Origin of the sequence: Helicobacter pylori, from assembly GCF_014497725.1 — a bacterium.
Classification (GTDB): Bacteria; Campylobacterota; Campylobacteria; order Campylobacterales; family Helicobacteraceae; genus Helicobacter; species Helicobacter pylori_DE.
On the sequence record NZ_JACTGF010000001.1, the window covers coordinates 137083 to 153243 of the forward strand.

Here is a 16161-nt window from a genome sequence, read left to right on the forward strand (position 1 = left end):
GGTAACGATGGATTTTATCAATATAGAAAAAAAATGGCAAGAATTTTGGTGGAAAAATAAGAGTTTTGAGCCTAAAGACGATTTTAACCTCCCTAAAAAATACATTCTAAGCATGCTGCCTTATCCTAGTGGGGAAATCCACATGGGGCATGTGCGCAATTACACCATTGGCGATGCGTTGGCGCGCTATTATCGTTTGCACCATTATAATGTGTTACACCCTATGGGGTTTGATTCTTTTGGGATGCCTGCAGAAAATGCCGCCATTAAGCATGGTATCCACCCTAAAACTTGGACTTATGAAAACATTGAAGCCATGCAAAAAGAGTTTGAAGCTTTAGGGTTTTCTTTTTCTAAAAACAGGGAATTTGCCACTTCAGATCCGGATTACACGAAATTTGAACAGCAATTTTTCATTGATTTGTGGGAAAAGGGGCTAATTTATCGCAAGAAAGCCATGCTCAATTGGTGCCCTAACGACAAAACCGTTTTGGCTAATGAGCAAGTCATTGATGGGAGGTGTTGGCGTTGCGATACGGAAGTTGTTCAAAAAGAACTCTATCAATATTATTTGAAGATCACAAACTACGCTGAAGAATTGTTAAAAGACTTAGAAACTTTAGAGAATCATTGGCCTTCTCAAGTCCTAACCATGCAAAAAAACTGGATAGGGAAATCTAGCGGGTTGCAATTTGGTTTTAAGATCGCTGATGAGTGCTTGAAAGCTTGCAACGGCATTCAAGAAATTGAAGTCTTTACCACAAGAGCGGACACCATTTATGGCGTAACTTACATTGCAATCGCCCCAGAACACCCTTTAGTAGAGCATGCCATTAAGCAGGTGAGCCAAGAAGATTCAAAGGTTATTAAAGCGATTTTAAACACGACTCAAAGAGGAAGGGCCTTAGAGAAAAAAGGGGCGTTTTTAGGAATTTATGCTATCCACCCTTTAACGAAGCAAAAAATCCCTGTTTGGGTGGCTAATTTCGCCCTAGCCAATTATGGCTCTGGGGCGTTAATGGGCGTGCCAGCCTGCGATGAAAGGGATTTTGAATTCGCCAATCTTTATCATATCCCTATTAAAGTGATCACTCAAAGCCCTCAAAATTTGCCCCACACCAAAGAAGAGGTTTTAAAAAATAGCGGGGAGTGGAGCGATCTTTCTAGCTCAGTGGCCAGAGAAAAAATCATCGCTTATTTTGAAAAAGAAAACCTCGGTAAAAGGGTGATCAACTACCGCTTGCAAGACTGGGGAGTGAGCCGTCAAAGGTATTGGGGAGCGCCCATTCCCATGATTCATTGCAAACATTGCGGGATTGTGCCTGAAACCCAACTGCCGGTAACTTTACCTGAAGACATTGTGATTGATGGGGAGGGCAATCCGTTAGAAAAGCATGCGAGTTGGAAATTCGCTCAATGCCCCAAATGCCACAAAAACGCTTTAAGAGAAACAGACACCATGGACACTTTCATCCAATCCAGCTGGTATTTCTTGCGTTATACCACCCCCAAAAATCAGCGTGAAAATCAAGCGTTTGATCAAAATTACTTGAAGTATTTCATGCCAGTGGACACTTATATTGGCGGCATTGAACATGCGATTTTGCACTTGTTATACGCGCGCTTTTTCACTAAGGCTTTAAGGGATTTGGGCTATCTTCATTTAGATGAGCCTTTTAAACAGCTTATCACTCAAGGCATGGTTTTAAAAAATGGCGCTAAGATGAGCAAATCTAAAGGCAATGTCGTTAGCCCTAAAGAGATACTTAAAAAATATGGGGCTGATGCGGCAAGGCTCTTTATCCTTTTTGCTGCCCCACCGGCTAAAGAGTTAGAATGGAATGACAGCGCTTTAGAAGGCGCGCACCGGTTTATCAAGCGCTTATACGATAAAGCGAACGCCATTAGCCCTACTACTTCTAAGCCTGAATTTAAAGAAGTGAGCCTGAATGAAGCGCAAAAACTAGGGCGTAAAAAAGTCTATGAAGCGTTAAAAAAATCGCATGAAATTTTCAATAAGGCTGAAAGCGCTTACGCGTTTAACACTTTGATCGCAAGTTGCATGGAGGCCTTAAACGCTTTGAACGCGCAAACTAATGAGCAAATTTTATGCGAGGGTTATTTTGTGTTGTTGCAAATTTTAGAGCCTATTATCCCACACACCGCATGGGAGTTGAGCGAGAGGCTTTTTAAAAGGGAGAATTTTAAGCCTATAGAAGTAGATGAAAGCGCTTTGATGGAAGACTTTATGACTTTAGGGCTTACCATTAATGGCAAAAGGCGTGCGGAATTGAAAGTCAATATTAACGCCAGCAAAGAAGAGATTATTGTTTTGGCTAAAAAAGAATTAGAGAAATATTTAGAAAAGGCGAGCGTTAAAAAAGAAATTTATGTGCCTAATAAACTTGTTAATTTTGTCATCGCATGAGGGTTTTACTTTTTTTTATTGTGTTGTTTTGGTTCAAGGGTTGTGGGTATAAGCCCATTGCGGCTTACGCTCAAAACGCTTTAGGCGATAGCATATACGTGAAACTCATCGTGAATTTGCCTAACCCTGAAAACTCTGTAGAATTTAAGGACTTGATGAATCGTTTAGTCGTGCAACGCTTCCAAAACCGCCTAGCGAGTGAAAAAGATGCGGATTCTATCATTATTATAGAAATCACGAATGTAACCGATACGAGTATCACGCAAAATAAAGAAGGCTTTACGACTTTCTATCGCGCAACCGTGTCTGTGAATTACACCTATGATAATAAAAGAGGCGTTAGAAAGACTTTTCAAAATAGCGGGTATTATAATTACGCCGTGAATTTGCAAGACCCCCTTAACACCTACCAGAACCGCTATTACGCTATCAATCAGGCTGTGGAGCAAACTTTGACTAAATTTGTGGCTCAAATCGCTTATGAGGGGAAATTCAATAATGAAAAATAGTCATGGGTTGAAGGCGTTTTTAGAAACAAAGCCTAAGGAATACCATAAGTTTGATCCTAGCCGCTTCATTCAAATTTACAAGGATTTTAAAAACGCTTTTTTTGAGATTCAAGCCAAAGTCATTCATGTGGTAGGGACTAATGGTAAGGGCAGCACAGGGCGGTTTTTAACCCTTTTATTAGCCGATCAAGGGTTTAAAGTGTTGCATTTCACCTCCCCTCATGTTTTTGAATTCAGGGAGCGCTTTTATTTGAATGGCTCTGTTGTTAAAGAAAGCGTTTTAGAAAACGCCCACCAGCAATTGCAATCGCATGCTTTCAGTAACGCTTGCTCGTATTTTGAATACGCTACCTTACTAGCCGTCATGCTCGCTAAAGATTGCGATTATTTGGTTTTAGAAGCAGGGCTTGGGGGGGAGTTTGACAGCACGAACGCTTTGGAAAAAACCATAAGCGTTTTCACCCCCATTGATTACGATCATAAGGAATTTTTAGGGGATAGTTTAGAAAGCATTGCGACTACTAAATTAAAAGCGATGGGCCCTCTTAATGTCATCGCTCCCCAACAAGAATTGGTTTTAAATGCGGCTCAAAAAATCGCCAAAGAAAAACACGCAAAATTGATTGTGGTTCAAAATGAAATATCAAAGGGAGTGAGGGATTATATTGAACGCCACCATTTAGCCCATTTTTTAGCGATGAATTTAGAAGTGGCCCTAAAGGCGTTTGAAACGCTTATGCCATGCAATAAACAAGAAGTTTTAAAAAACCTAAAGCCCCTAGATTTAATCGGCCGTTGCGAGCTTTTAAGCCCTAATGTCTTAATAGATGTGGGGCATAACCCCCATAGCGCCAAAGCCTTAAAAGAAGAAATCAAACGCGTTTTTAACACTCCAATCGTTTTGATTTATAACTGCTATCAAGATAAGGACGCTTTTTTGGTGCTAGAAATTTTAAAGCCTGTCATTAAAAAGGTTTTTATTTTAGAATTGCACCAAGAAAGGGTTATCCAATTAGAAAAGCTTAAAGGGATTTTAGAAACTTTAGGGTTAGAATACGCTTTGTTTGAAGATGTGAAAGAAAATGAAAATTATTTGGTGTATGGCTCATTTCTAGTGGCCAACGCTTTTTATGGACGCTATCAAAAGAAGAGGGATTAATGCCGCAAAACCAGCTTGTGATCACCATCATTGATGAATCAGGCTCTAAACAGCTCAAATTTTCTAAAAATTTAAAACGCAACCTCATCATTGCTGTTGTCATTCTTTTATTGATCGTGGGGCTTGGCGTAGGGTTTTTAAAATTTTTAATCGCTAAAATGGATACGATGACAAGCGAGAGGAATGCGGTTTTAAGGGATTTTAGGGATTTGTATCAAAAAAATTACGCCCTAGCAAAAGAGATTAAAAACAAGCGAGAAGAGCTTTTTATTGTAGGGCAAAAGATCCGTGGGTTGGAATCCTTGATTGAAGTCAAAAGAGGGGCTAATGGGGGCGTGCATCTTTATGATGAAGTGGATTTAGAAAATTTGAATCTGGCCCAAAAACATTTAGTGCTCATGCTCATTCCTAATGACATGCCCCTAAAAACTTATAGCGCTATCAAACCCACCAAAGAAAGGAACCACCCCATTAAAAAAATTAAGGGCGTTGAATCCGGGATTGATTTTATCGCGCCATTAAACACGCCTGTGTATGCGAGCGCTGATGGGATTGTGGATTTTGTGAAGACCAATTCTAATGCGGGGTATGGGAACTTGGTGCGCATTGAACATGCGTTTGGTTTTAGCTCCATTTACACGCATTTAGATCATGTCAATGTGCAGCCCAAAAGTTTTATCCAAAAAGGGCAGTTGATTGGCTATAGCGGGAAGAGCGGTAATAGCGGCGGTGAAAAATTGCATTATGAAGTGCGGTTTTTGGGTAAAATTTTAGACGCAGAAAAATTTCTGGCATGGGATTTGGATCATTTCCAAAGCGCTTTAGAAGAAAATAAATTTATTGAATGGAAGAATTTGTTTTGGGTTTTAGAAGACATTGTCCAGCTCCAAGAGCATGTGGATAAAGACGCGCTCATAAACCAGTAAGGATTTTAGTGTTTTTAGACAGGCGTTTGATTGTGATGGTTACGGACTCTAAAGGGAGCCGTTACATTAATGTGCATATCTTATTCCGCCAAATCAGTTTGTATGCGCTGTTGAGCGTTGTGGGATCTTTATTGTTTTTAGGCGTTTCGTTACTGGTTTTAAATAAAGAAATTAAAAATATTGAAAAACAGCATGCTTTAATCACTAAGGAATTTGAGAAAAAAAGAGAGACTAATGAAAAGCTTTCTTTGCAAATGGATGAGTTTTTAGACGATTTGCAACTTTCAGGGGAGCGCATCAACGATTTAGAAGAAGTGGTGGGAGTGAATAGGCCTGAAGAAGAAAAAGAAGAGGGTAATTTTTCCAGCCGTTTGGATGTGGCTGGGATTACCGGGCTTCAAAAAAGCTTTATCATGCGCCTTATCCCTAATGACTACCCACTAGAATCCTATCGGCGCGTTTCAGCCGCTTTTAATAAAAGAATGCACCCTATTTTGCATGTGTTGCACAACCATACCGGGCTTGATTTAAGCACCGCCATTAACACGCCTGTGTATGCGAGCGCGAGCGGGGTAGTGGGGTTAGCGAGTAAGGGGTGGAATGGGGGGTATGGGAATTTAATTAAGGTTTTCCACCCTTTTGGTTTTAAAACCTACTACGCCCATTTGAATAAAATCGTCGCAAAAACGGGCGAATTTGTCAAAAAAGGGCAGTTGATTGGGTATAGTGGTAATACAGGAATGAGTACAGGACCGCATTTGCATTATGAAGTGCGCTTCTTAGATCAACCCATAAACCCCATGAGTTTCACCAAATGGAACATGAAAGATTTTGAAGAAGTTTTTAATAAAGAAAGGAGCATCAGATGGCAATCTTTGATAACAATAATAAATCGGCTAATGCAAAAACAGGACCAGCGACTATCATCGCTCAAGGCACAAAAATAAAGGGTGAGCTTCACCTGGATTACCATTTGCATGTGGATGGCGAATTAGAAGGAGTGGTGCATTCTAAAAGCACGGTGGTGATCGGGCAAACCGGCTCGGTAGTGGGTGAGATTTTCGCTAATAAATTAGTAGTGAATGGCAAGTTTACTGGCACGGTGGAAGCGGAAGTGGTAGAAATCATGCCTTTAGGGCGCCTTGATGGTAAGATCTCTAGCCAAGAGCTTGTGGTGGAAAGGAAAGGGATTTTGATTGGGGAGACTCGCCCTAAAAACCTTCAAGGGGGAGCGTTGTTGATCAATGAACAAGAAAAGAAAATTGAAAATAAATAGGGAATGATCCAATCTAGCCTTTATAAAGCCTTAAACAAAGGCTTTGATTATCAAATACTCGCTTGTAAGGATTTTAAAGAATCCAAGCTCGCTAAAGAAGTCATAAACTATTTTAAGCCAAATATTAAAGCCGTTCTTTTCCCGGAGTTTAGGGCTAAAAAAAACGACGATTTGCGTTCGTTTTTTGAAGAATTTTTACAGCTTTTAGGGGCTTTGAGGGAGTTTTATCAAGCCTTAGAAAACAAGCAAGAAACTATCATCATTGCCCCTATTAGCGCGTTATTGCACCCTTTACCCAAAAAAGAACTTTTAGAGAGCTTTAAAATCACTCTTTTAGAAAAATATAACCTTAAGGATTTGAAAGACAAGCTCTTTTATTATGGCTATGAAATTTTAGACTTAGTGGAAGTGGAAGGCGAAGCGAGCTTTAGGGGGGATATTGTGGATATTTATGTACCCAATTCTAAAGCATATCGCTTGAGTTTTTTTGACACGGAGTGTGAGAGCATTAAGGAATTTGACCCTACCACTCAAATGGGCCTTAAAGAAGAGTTGTTAGAAATTGAAATCCCCCCCACGCTTTTTAGTTTGGACGAACCATCTTATAAGGATCTAAAAACAAAAGTGGAACAAAGCCCCTTAAATAGCTTTTCTAAAGATTTAACCAGTTTTGGTTTGTGGTTTTTAGGAGAAAAAGCAAACGATTTGTTGTGTGCCTATAAAAGCGTTATAAGCCCTAGAGCTTTAGAAGAAATTCAAGAATTAGCGAGCTTAAACGAATTGGATTGTGAGCGTTTCAAATCTTTAAAGGTTTTAGAAAATGCGCAAGGCTATGAAGATTTAGAAATCCATGCACATGCCCTAGAAGGCTTTATCGCTTTGCATTCGCACCATAAAATCACGCTCCTAGCCCCCAATAAAACGATTTTAGATAATGCGGTAAGCGCGCTTGATGCAGGCAACATGGAATGCGTCATCGCCCCCTTTGTGTTAAATTTTAAAACCCCTGATAGGATTTTTATCTCGCTCAATTCCTTTGAAAGGAAGAAAAAACGCCAAAAATCCAAGCTCGCTTTGAATGAATTGAATGCGGGCGAATGGGTGGTGCATGATGATTATGGGGTGGGCGTGTTTTCTCAATTAATCCAGCACAGCGTTTTAGGGAGCAAGAGGGATTTTTTAGAAATCGCTTATTTGGGCGAAGACAAACTGCTATTACCGGTAGAAAACTTGCATCTCATCGCTCGCTATGTGGCGCAAAGCGATAGCGTGCCGGTTAAAGACCGGCTAGGGAAAGGGAGCTTTCTCAAATTAAAAGCTAAAGTCAGGGCTAAGCTTTTAGAAATTGCGGGCAAGATCATTGAATTAGCGGCTGAACGCAATTTGATCTTGGGTAAAAAGATGGATGTGCATTTAGCGGAGTTGGAAGTCTTTAAATCGCATGCGGGGTTTGAATACACCAGCGATCAAGAAAAAGCCATCGCTGAAATTTCAAGGGATTTAAGCTCTCACAGGGTGATGGACAGACTTTTGAGTGGGGATGTGGGTTTTGGGAAAACGGAAGTGGCGATGCATGCGATTTTTTGCGCGTTTTTGAACGGCTTTCAAAGCGCGCTAGTCGTGCCTACTACTTTATTAGCCCACCAGCATTTTGAGACTTTAAAGGCGCGTTTTGAAAATTTTGGCGTTAAAGTGGCTCGTTTGGACAGGTATATTAAAACCAGCGAAAAAAGCAAGCTTTTAAAGGCGGTGGAATTAGGGCTAGTTGATGCGCTAATAGGCACGCATGCGATTTTAGGCGCAAAATTCAAAAACTTGGGCTTAATGGTCGTAGATGAAGAGCATAAATTTGGCGTGAAACAAAAAGAAGCTTTAAAAGAATTGAGCAAAAGCGTGCATTTTTTAAGCATGTCTGCTACGCCTATCCCGCGCACTCTAAATATGGCACTTTCTCAAATTAAAGGCATTAGCTCTTTAAAAACCCCGCCCACAGACAGAAAACCCAGCCGCACTTTTTTGAAAGAAAAAAATGACGAGCTCTTAAAAGAGATTATTTATAGGGAATTACGCCGTAACGGGCAAATTTTTTACATCCATAACCACATCGCTAGCATTTCAAAAGTCAAAACCAAGCTAGAAAATTTAATCCCTAAACTCAAAATCGCCATTTTGCATTCCCAGATTAACGCTAATAAGAGCGAAGAAATCATGCTAGAGTTTGCTAAGGGGAACTATCAGGTTTTATTATGCACTTCTATTGTGGAATCAGGGATTCATTTGCCTAACGCTAACACGATCATTATTGATAACGCGCAGAATTTTGGGCTGGCTGATTTGCACCAATTAAGAGGGCGTGTGGGGAGGGGCAAAAAAGAAGGCTTTTGTTATTTCCTTATAGAAGATCAAAAAAGTTTGAATGAACAGGCTTTAAAACGCTTGCTCGCTTTGGAAAAAAATTCGTATTTAGGCAGTGGGGAGAGTATCGCTTATCATGATTTAGAAATCAGGGGGGGCGGGAATTTGCTCGGGCAAGATCAGAGCGGGCATATTAAAAATATCGGTTATGCACTCTATACGCGCATGCTTGAAGACGCGATTTATGAATTGAGTGGGGGGAAGAAAAGGCTTGAAAAAAGCGTAGAAATCCAACTTGGCGTGAGCGCTTTTTTAAACCCTGAACTCATCGCAAGCGATAGTTTGAGATTGGATTTGTATCGCCGTTTGAGTTTGTGTGAAAATGTAGATGAGGTGGGGCAAATCCATGAAGAAATAGAAGACAGGTTTGGCAAAATAGACGATTTGAGCGCTCAATTTTTGCAAATCATTACGCTTAAAATCTTAGCCAACCAGCTTGGCATCATTAAACTTTCTAATTTCAATCAAAACATCACCCTTACTTATAACGATGAAAAAAAAGAAAGCCTGAAAGCCCCAAGCAAAGACGATAACGATATTTTAGAAACCCTTTTGAAACATTTGCGCGCTCAAATTTCTTTAAAACGGCGTTAAAAGCGTTTGATTTTAGTCTCAATTTGTTATTTTAAAAAAATTATTAAGAGAGTTTGTTGTAAAATAGGGATTTGCTAGGCCTTTAGTCGTTAAAAGGTAATTATCATTAAGGAGTTTTTTAATCATGGCAGATATTCAAAGGCGTGATTTTTTAGGAATGAGCCTTGCTAGCGTTACAGCTATAGGGGCGATAGCGAGTCTGGTAGCGATGAAAAAGACTTGGGATCCGCTTCCAAGCGTTGTTTCAGCCGGTTTTACGACCATAGATGTGGCGAACATGCAAGAAGGGCAGTTTTCCACGGTGGAATGGCGTGGGAAGCCGGTCTATATCCTCAAGCGTTCTAAAAAAGAGGGCTTTAATGAAAGGCGCGATTTTAAAATTGGCGAGAGCGTTTTTACCACAGCCATTCAAATTTGCACGCATTTAGGGTGTATCCCCACTTATCAAGATGAAGAAAAAGGCTTTTTATGCCCATGCCATGGGGGGCGTTTCACTTCTGATGGCGTGAATATTGCCGGCACCCCCCCTCCACGCCCTTTTGATATCCCGCCCTTTAAAATTGAAGGCACTAAGATCACTTTTGGTGAAGCCGGGGCTGAATACAAGAAAATGATGGCTAAAGCGTAAGGAGAGTTCCATGGCAGAGATAAAAAAAGCGAAGAATTTAGGCGAATGGCTAGACATGCGTCTTGGCACTAACAAGCTTGTTAAAGTGCTAATGACAGAATATTGGATCCCTAAAAACATCAATTTCTTATGGGCGATGGGGGTGATTTTATTGACCCTTTTTGGCGTGCTTGTAGTCTCAGGGATTTTCTTGCTCATGTATTACAAGCCTGATGCGAAAATGGCGTTTGATAGCGTGAATTTCACGATCATGCAAGAGGTGGCTTATGGCTGGCTTTGGCGCCACATGCATGCCACGGCAGCGAGCATGATTTTTGTCATCATTTATATCCACATGTTTGTCGGTATCTATTATGGCTCTTACAAAAAGGGCCGTGAGATGATTTGGATTAGCGGGATGATTTTGTTTGTGGTCTTTAGCGCGGAAGCCTTTAGCGGGTATATGCTGCCTTGGGGGCAGATGAGCTATTGGGCCGCAGCGGTTATCACGAATTTATTTGGAGGCATTCCTTTCATTGGGGCTGATGTGGTGGAGTGGATTAGGGGCAATTATGTCGTGGCGGATTCCACTTTAACGCGCTTTTTCATGCTCCATGTGTTTTTACTGCCCATTGCGATCATTCTACTTGTTGGGGTGCATTTTTATTCTTTACGCATCCCGCATGTCAATAACCAAGAAGGCGAAGAAATTGACTTTGAATTGGAAGAAAAAAAATTCATTGAAGGCAAGAAAAAGGAGTCTAAGGTCATTCCTTTTTGGCCGGTGTTCTTGTCTAAAGATATTTTTGTGGTTTGTGCGTTCATGGTCTTTTTCTTTTACTTGGTGTGTTACCACTACGATTTTGCGATGGATCCCATCAACTTTGAAAGGGCCAACAGCCTTAAAACGCCGCCTCACATTTACCCTGAATGGTATTTCTTGTGGAGCTATGAAGTTTTAAGGGGCTTTTTCTTTAGCGCTGATTTAGGGTTAATGGCCTTTGGCGTGGCGCAAGTGATTTTCTTCTTACTGCCCTTTTTGGACAGAAGCCCCGTGGTCGCTCCCGCACACAAACGGCCAGCGTTTATGGTGTGGTTTTGGCTTTTAATCATTGACATGATTGTTTTAACGATCTATGGTAAATTGCCTCCGCTTGGGATTGGTAAATACATTGGCCTAGCGGGATCAATCACTTTCCTAGCCCTTTTCTTTGTGGTGTTGCCCATTATCACTATCGCTGAGAGCAAGAAACAAGGGGGTGTTAGATGAAAGAATTTAAGATTCTAATCATCCTTATTGTGGTGGTAGGCGTGATTTATTATGGGGTTGAGCCTTATGCGCATTCGGTGATGCACCCTAAAGTCGCTCCGGCAGATTTTGCTTTCAAGGATTTAGAGCCGATGGATTTAAAAAATGGCGACGCTAATAAAGGAAAACAGCTTGTAGCCGAAAATTGCACCGCTTGCCATGGCATTAAATCCCAAAACATTCCAGCCCCTATGGACAGCCTTAGCGCGAGCAACTCTTTTGGGGTCGTGCCACCGGATTTAAGCCATGTGGCGGGGGTTTTGAACGCGAATTTCTTAGCCCACTTCATCAAAGACCCCGTGAAAACGGCGAAATTGAGCCATAAATTCAACGATGAAAGGCCCTATCCTATGCCGGCGTTTTCTCAATTTAGCGATCAAGATTTGAGCGATATTGTGGCGTATCTCACTTCTATTTTGCCTAAAAATTTGAGCGATAAGGAAGTGTTTGCGCAAAGCTGTCAAAGGTGCCATAGCCTAGATTACGCTAAAGACAAGGCCTTTAGCGATCCTAAAGATTTGGCCAATTATTTAGGCTCTCATGCGCCTGATTTGTCCATGATGATTAGGGCTAAGGGCGAACATGGCTTGAATGTTTTCATCAACGATCCGCAAAAGCTTTTGCCTGGCACAGCCATGCCTAGAGTGGGGTTGAATGAAAAAGCTCAAAAACAAGTCATTTCTTATTTGGAAAAAGCGGGCGATAGGAAAAAGCATGAAAGGAATACTTTAGGGATTAAAATCATGATTTTCTTTGCGGTGCTATCGTTCTTGGCTTACGCATGGAAAAGAAAAGTTTGGAGCGAAGTGCATTGAATTTAAAAAAGGGGGGAGGTTTTATGATTTTTAATTTATGGTGGGTTGTTTGAATGGCTTTTTCAAAACAACCTTTATTTAGGATTTTATGGCTACAAAGCTTTTTGAGTGGTTTAAACTCAATTTGAGAAAGTTAATACTTGTAAAAATCAAGGGTTTTTATTGGGTTTATTTTAAAAAATCAATCAATGCTTGAAGTTCCTTTAAATCAAAATCAAAAAATTTTTCAAGAATTTCTGTATTTTTTGGCTTATCTATCATTTTAGCGGTTGCAGTAACAGGATCTAGATCGTTTAACCCACAAGGAATAAAACCTCTCTCTAAACAAACAGAAAGCGTGATATAGGGTTGTAGCCAACATTTAGTGCGTTTTTTTTGTTCTGATTGGATAGGTTTGATTTGTTTGACTTCATCAAAAAGCGCATTGTAATGTTGGCGGAAGCTTGTGTAAAACGCTTTATTTTCACTTTCTTTCGCCATTTTTTCTAGTAAAGACTCTAATTCGCAATAATTGGGGTGGTGTTTAGTCTCATCATTTTCTGGCAATAAAAAAATCTTAATCTGGTTAAACTCTTCATCATTTAAGTGGTATTCTTTTGTTGGGTTTTTTTGGAGTTGTTTCTTTATTTCTTGAATTTTAGTCTCTTTTGTTTGGTTGTCTGAATCAAAAACGATGTAAATATCCTTAACTTTTAGGTATTCTTTAATACTCTCTGATTTTTCAAAAAGCTTGGTATTGCTCTTACAACTAAAGATACCATCAATGCATAAATTTTTGACTTTGTTTAAAAGCGTTAAAAAGATTGCATCTGATTCACCCTCCACATAAACGATTTTTTTTCTCATTAGCCTCTAACCTCCATGCCCCTATGGAGCGCTTCTTCTAGCATAGAATAGCTGTGTCTGATAAAGCCAGAAGCGCTTTCTTTTTCAAGCTCAAACAAGGCTATATCTTTAAAAACTCCCGTTTCATTATTGGGCATGGTGTTGATAGCGTTCAATAAAAATTCCTTATTGTGCGTGGTGGCAAAAATTTGAATCTGTAATTTTTGAGCTAACTTAAACAGAGCTTTTAAAAACTCTTGCATTTTTGTATGGTGCAAACCGCTTTCTATTTCATCAATAAAAAGATACTTGACACGATTGTCTATAAGAATGCTCACCATGATAAAGAATTTGATAAAACCCCAACCAAACAAATTTAAAAGCCTTTTGGGACTTTCTTCTAGCGGTGTGTTTTCATCTTTGATTTGGATATAGACAGACTTTCTTATTGTATTAGCATTTAAAATATTAGGGTTGAAACATTGTAGGATTTCAATCAATTCTTTTTCTTTGCTTGCTAATTGTAAATTTTCCAATGCTTTAAGAGAATTAACAATAGATAATTCTATAGGAATAAACATCGCATTTTCTTTATAGGTTTGAGCGATTTTATCTAAATTAGAATGGATTAAACCTAGGTTTTGCCTTTCAAATTCATAAGTCATTGTCATGGGGGAAAGGGATGGATTGTAGGAAAATTGGAGCTGTGGCTTCGTTATTGTTGTGTTTATAAGGTTTGTCATATGAGCATCATCGCTATTCAAATTGATGTCTTTGCTGTAACTGGTTTGTGTGGGGTATTGGATAGTAAGAGGGATAGTAGCGTGTTCAAATTCAGTGCGGATACTAATGGGATTAGCGGTGTTTCCTTGATAAAAAAAGGTTTTTAGGTTGTCGGCATTGAGTTTGATTTTTCTGAATTCACTAATATTCACGGCATGTTCAGGAGGAAGACTGACTTGATTGGCAGTAGGATCACAAAGACCTGTGTTGGTATAAAGAGCTTCTAAGAGATTGGTTTTGCCCGTATCGTTTTGACCGGTAAAAAAGTTGATGAGTTTAAAATTTTCCATTTTAAGGTGTTTGAAATTTTTGTAATTTTCAATCTCTATGCTTTTAATCATTTAAATTCGCCTTTTAGTTAGCTTGAATTGATGCCACTAGACATCGGTATAATTGCTCTAATTTTACATTATTTTGATTAAATTTTGAACGCTCACCTGTTGTAAACCTTGCGTTTAAATTATAATAGCAAGCTAATCCGCATTCTTTTTGATTTAAGGGTTAGTTTTGATTGTCTTTCTAGGGATCATGCAAATCTCATTTTATTTAATTGGGTTCAACCTAACTTAAACAGATTTTTTCTAATCTGTCCTCTAAATTTGGCCTTAATGCCACAGAGCCGGCAACTTAAGACTCCTTTTTGGGGTTTGGGTTGAAAAGAGCCTTTTATTTTATCTTAAAGCGGTTTTTCTCCAGCATGTTTTGAATCGCAATGGAGGGCGATAGGTAATTGTAACGCACTAAAATTTCGGTGATTTCTTTAAAAATAGGGGCTGCAATCTTGCTAGCGTAATATTCTTCCTTGCCGTGCGAACCTAAGATAACCACGCCGATAGTAAAAACCTGCCTTTCATCTTCAGCGAACCCAAAAAAAGAGCTGTTGTAGGACTGCGCGCTATAACTCCCGTTTTTGGCAACCCTAGCCGTGCCTGTTTTGCCCCCTATGTATAGCCCTTCAAATTGAGCGTTTTTGCCTGTGCCATAACGCACCACTTTGATTAAGGTTTCTTTCATTTTCCTAGCGCTTTTGGGGCTAATGACTTGAAAAGTGGGTTTGGGGCTAGGGATGTAAATATCGCCATTAGGGGCGGTTTCTCGTTGCACTAAATAGGGGGTAGTCAATTTGCCTTCATTAGAAAACACCGCATAAGCCCTTAAAAGCTGCAAAAAAGTCGCGTTCAGCCCATAGCCATAAGAAACGCTCCCCTTTAACACTTCACGCTTGAAAGCGGACAAAGGAGGGATCTTTCCTGTGGCTTCTAAGGATAAATCAATGCCCGTTTTTTGAGAAAATCCATAGCCTAAAAGCCCGTTATAGAAATCCTCTGGGTTGAGATTTTTGCTGATTTTTATCATGCCCACATTGCTAGATTGGATCAAAATGTCTTCAACAACGGCTTTTTTACTAGGGATAAAGTCGTCTTTAATGGTGTATTTTCCTAATTGGTAATAGCCATGGTTTAAATCAATGCGTTCTTTGGGGTTGATTAAATTCTTGTCTAACAGCAAGGAATAAACAATGGGTTTGATCGTGCTGCCTGGCTCAAAAACCTTTTCGGCAACGCTCAAATTCAAGCTTTCATAATCGCTGGTTTTAATCGCATTAGGATTGAAGCGCTTGCTTGAAGCCAGCGATAAAATTTCTCCGCTTTTAGGGTTGATAATACCCACTAGGATTTCTTTAGCCTTGAGTTTGTCTTTGGTTTTATCCAATAGGGTTTCAATTTCTCTTTGGAGTTTTAAAGGAATATTCAAATACACCTCATAGCCATCAAGGCGTTCAATCTCTGTGTAAGAGTGGTTTTGGATAAAGTTAAAACTCACATCTCTTTTGCCTGTTCTTATGCCATTTTGCTGGGCTTTAAGCAAGTGATCTTGAGATTTTTCAACGCCTTTCTTACCGGTAGTTAAAGTGAGCTTGTCTTCTTCTTGTTTTTGCACATAGCCAATGATAGGCTCTAGGCTATTTTGATAAGGGTAATGCCTGGAAACGCCGCTCACTTCAATGTTTAGCCCTTGTTTTTGCCACACTTTATCGTGCGCGTCTTTGAAATTTTGAAAAACCCCAAAGGCTAAAAATTTCTTATTCAAGTCTCTAATATTAGTGGCCATATTGGGCGTGAGATTGTAAGCTAAAATCGTGTAGCCTTTCGTATTGAGCGCGTCTTTTAGGGACTCTTTAGGGATATTGCTATAAATAGAAAGGAAATCAATGAAAAAATCTTCTTTATTTGGGTTTAAAAACCTTGTGTCAAAGCCCAGTTTGAAAAGGGTTTGTGAAGTGGCTAGGCTGTAGTTGTCTTGACTATAAATAGTCCCCCTAGTAGCGGTGTCTTGTTTAATCATCACCAAAGTGGGCATGTTGGCTTGCGCAAAAAAAGCTTTTTTAAAAGCCACCATCAAAAAAATGAAAAAAAGCAACAAAAAGATTAACGCCGTAACCACACCCTTGTCTCTTTGGATTTTTAGGAATTGCTCTGGGTTGAAGTAAGGATCAATATTCTTATTATCCATA

General features: G+C 39.7%; 13 protein-coding genes. 10 read left to right on the forward strand and 3 right to left on the reverse strand.

Features of this window, described 5'->3' with window-relative positions:
• Positions 1–7: 7 nt before the first annotated feature.
• From leuS to H7N69_RS00665, 10 genes are all read left to right on the forward strand, one after another.
• The gene (leuS, locus tag H7N69_RS00620) at positions 8–2428 is read left to right on the forward strand and encodes a leucine--tRNA ligase (RefSeq protein ID WP_187884385.1); all 2421 of its coding nucleotides are present in this window, start codon (positions 8–10) and stop codon (positions 2426–2428) included.
• Positions 2425–2937 carry an LPS assembly lipoprotein LptE gene (lptE, locus tag H7N69_RS00625; RefSeq protein WP_187884387.1) on the forward strand — a complete coding sequence of 171 codons (513 nt, stop codon included), beginning with the start codon at positions 2425–2427 and terminating at the stop codon, positions 2935–2937. The genes leuS and lptE overlap by 4 nt, the downstream gene beginning before the upstream one ends.
• Positions 2927–4096 carry a bifunctional folylpolyglutamate synthase/dihydrofolate synthase gene (locus H7N69_RS00630; protein ID WP_187884389.1) on the forward strand — a complete coding sequence of 390 codons (1170 nt, stop codon included), beginning with the start codon at positions 2927–2929 and terminating at the stop codon, positions 4094–4096. The genes lptE and H7N69_RS00630 overlap by 11 nt, the downstream gene beginning before the upstream one ends.
• Entirely contained in the window at positions 4096–5022 is a 927-nt protein-coding gene (gene csd2 / locus H7N69_RS00635) for a M23B family cell shape-determining DD-metalloendopeptidase Csd2 (RefSeq protein WP_187884391.1), read from the forward strand. Before H7N69_RS00630 ends, csd2 begins: the two co-directional genes overlap by 1 nt.
• A gap of 8 nt (positions 5023–5030) precedes the next feature.
• Entirely contained in the window at positions 5031–5969 is a 939-nt protein-coding gene (gene csd1, locus H7N69_RS00640; protein ID WP_079355912.1) for a peptidoglycan DD-metalloendopeptidase Csd1, read from the forward strand.
• Positions 5970–5983: 14 nt separating this feature from the next.
• Entirely contained in the window at positions 5984–6298 is a 315-nt protein-coding gene (locus tag H7N69_RS00645; protein ID WP_000384500.1) for a bactofilin family protein, read from the forward strand.
• 3 nt (positions 6299–6301) lie between these two features.
• On the forward strand, positions 6302–9307 hold the full coding sequence (gene mfd / locus H7N69_RS00650) for a transcription-repair coupling factor (RefSeq protein ID WP_187884393.1): 3006 nt from the start codon (positions 6302–6304) through the stop codon (positions 9305–9307).
• A gap of 124 nt (positions 9308–9431) precedes the next feature.
• On the forward strand, positions 9432–9935 hold the full coding sequence (locus tag H7N69_RS00655; RefSeq protein ID WP_000763659.1) for a ubiquinol-cytochrome c reductase iron-sulfur subunit: 504 nt from the start codon (positions 9432–9434) through the stop codon (positions 9933–9935).
• Positions 9936–9945: 10 nt separating this feature from the next.
• The gene (locus H7N69_RS00660) at positions 9946–11184 is read left to right on the forward strand and encodes a cytochrome b (RefSeq protein ID WP_000807885.1); all 1239 of its coding nucleotides are present in this window, start codon (positions 9946–9948) and stop codon (positions 11182–11184) included.
• Positions 11181–12038: a cytochrome c1 gene (locus H7N69_RS00665; RefSeq protein ID WP_078249122.1), complete on the forward strand. Its 858-nt coding sequence runs from the start codon at positions 11181–11183 to the stop codon at positions 12036–12038. Before H7N69_RS00660 ends, H7N69_RS00665 begins: the two co-directional genes overlap by 4 nt.
• A gap of 168 nt (positions 12039–12206) precedes the next feature.
• On the opposite strand, the gene H7N69_RS00670 is transcribed toward H7N69_RS00665, so the two are convergent.
• The 3 genes from H7N69_RS00670 to H7N69_RS00680 all read right to left on the reverse strand — a co-directional run bounded on the left by H7N69_RS00670 (position 12207) and on the right by H7N69_RS00680 (position 16160).
• Positions 12207–12884, reverse strand: coding sequence for a DUF3226 domain-containing protein (locus tag H7N69_RS00670; protein WP_187884395.1), 678 nt, complete (start codon positions 12882–12884; stop codon positions 12207–12209).
• Entirely contained in the window at positions 12884–13987 is a 1104-nt protein-coding gene (locus H7N69_RS00675) for an AAA family ATPase (protein ID WP_077655035.1), read from the reverse strand. Before H7N69_RS00675 ends, H7N69_RS00670 begins: the two co-directional genes overlap by 1 nt.
• A gap of 325 nt (positions 13988–14312) precedes the next feature.
• The gene (locus H7N69_RS00680; protein WP_187884397.1) at positions 14313–16160 is read right to left on the reverse strand and encodes a peptidoglycan D,D-transpeptidase FtsI family protein; all 1848 of its coding nucleotides are present in this window, start codon (positions 16158–16160) and stop codon (positions 14313–14315) included.
• Position 16161: the final 1 nt, after the last annotated feature.

Bases quoted from the DNA above. Each gene is read 5' to 3' on its own strand.
- H7N69_RS00670 (WP_187884395.1), bottom strand. From the start codon at position 12,884: ATGAGAAAAAAAATCGTTTATGTGGAGGGTGAATCAGATGCAATCTTT.
- H7N69_RS00630 (WP_187884389.1), top strand. From the start codon at position 2,927: ATGAAAAATAGTCATGGGTTGAAGGCGTTTTTAGAAACAAAGCCTAAG.
- H7N69_RS00665 (WP_078249122.1), top strand. From the start codon at position 11,181: ATGAAAGAATTTAAGATTCTAATCATCCTTATTGTGGTGGTAGGCGTG.
- H7N69_RS00675 (WP_077655035.1), bottom strand. From the start codon at position 13,987: ATGATTAAAAGCATAGAGATTGAAAATTACAAAAATTTCAAACACCTT.
- H7N69_RS00660 (WP_000807885.1), top strand. From the start codon at position 9,946: ATGGCAGAGATAAAAAAAGCGAAGAATTTAGGCGAATGGCTAGACATG.
- H7N69_RS00680 (WP_187884397.1), bottom strand. From the start codon at position 16,160: ATGGATAATAAGAATATTGATCCTTACTTCAACCCAGAGCAATTCCTA.
- leuS (WP_187884385.1), top strand. From the start codon at position 8: ATGGATTTTATCAATATAGAAAAAAAATGGCAAGAATTTTGGTGGAAA.
- lptE (WP_187884387.1), top strand. From the start codon at position 2,425: ATGAGGGTTTTACTTTTTTTTATTGTGTTGTTTTGGTTCAAGGGTTGT.
- H7N69_RS00655 (WP_000763659.1), top strand. From the start codon at position 9,432: ATGGCAGATATTCAAAGGCGTGATTTTTTAGGAATGAGCCTTGCTAGC.
- mfd (WP_187884393.1), top strand. From the start codon at position 6,302: ATGATCCAATCTAGCCTTTATAAAGCCTTAAACAAAGGCTTTGATTAT.
- csd2 (WP_187884391.1), top strand. From the start codon at position 4,096: ATGCCGCAAAACCAGCTTGTGATCACCATCATTGATGAATCAGGCTCT.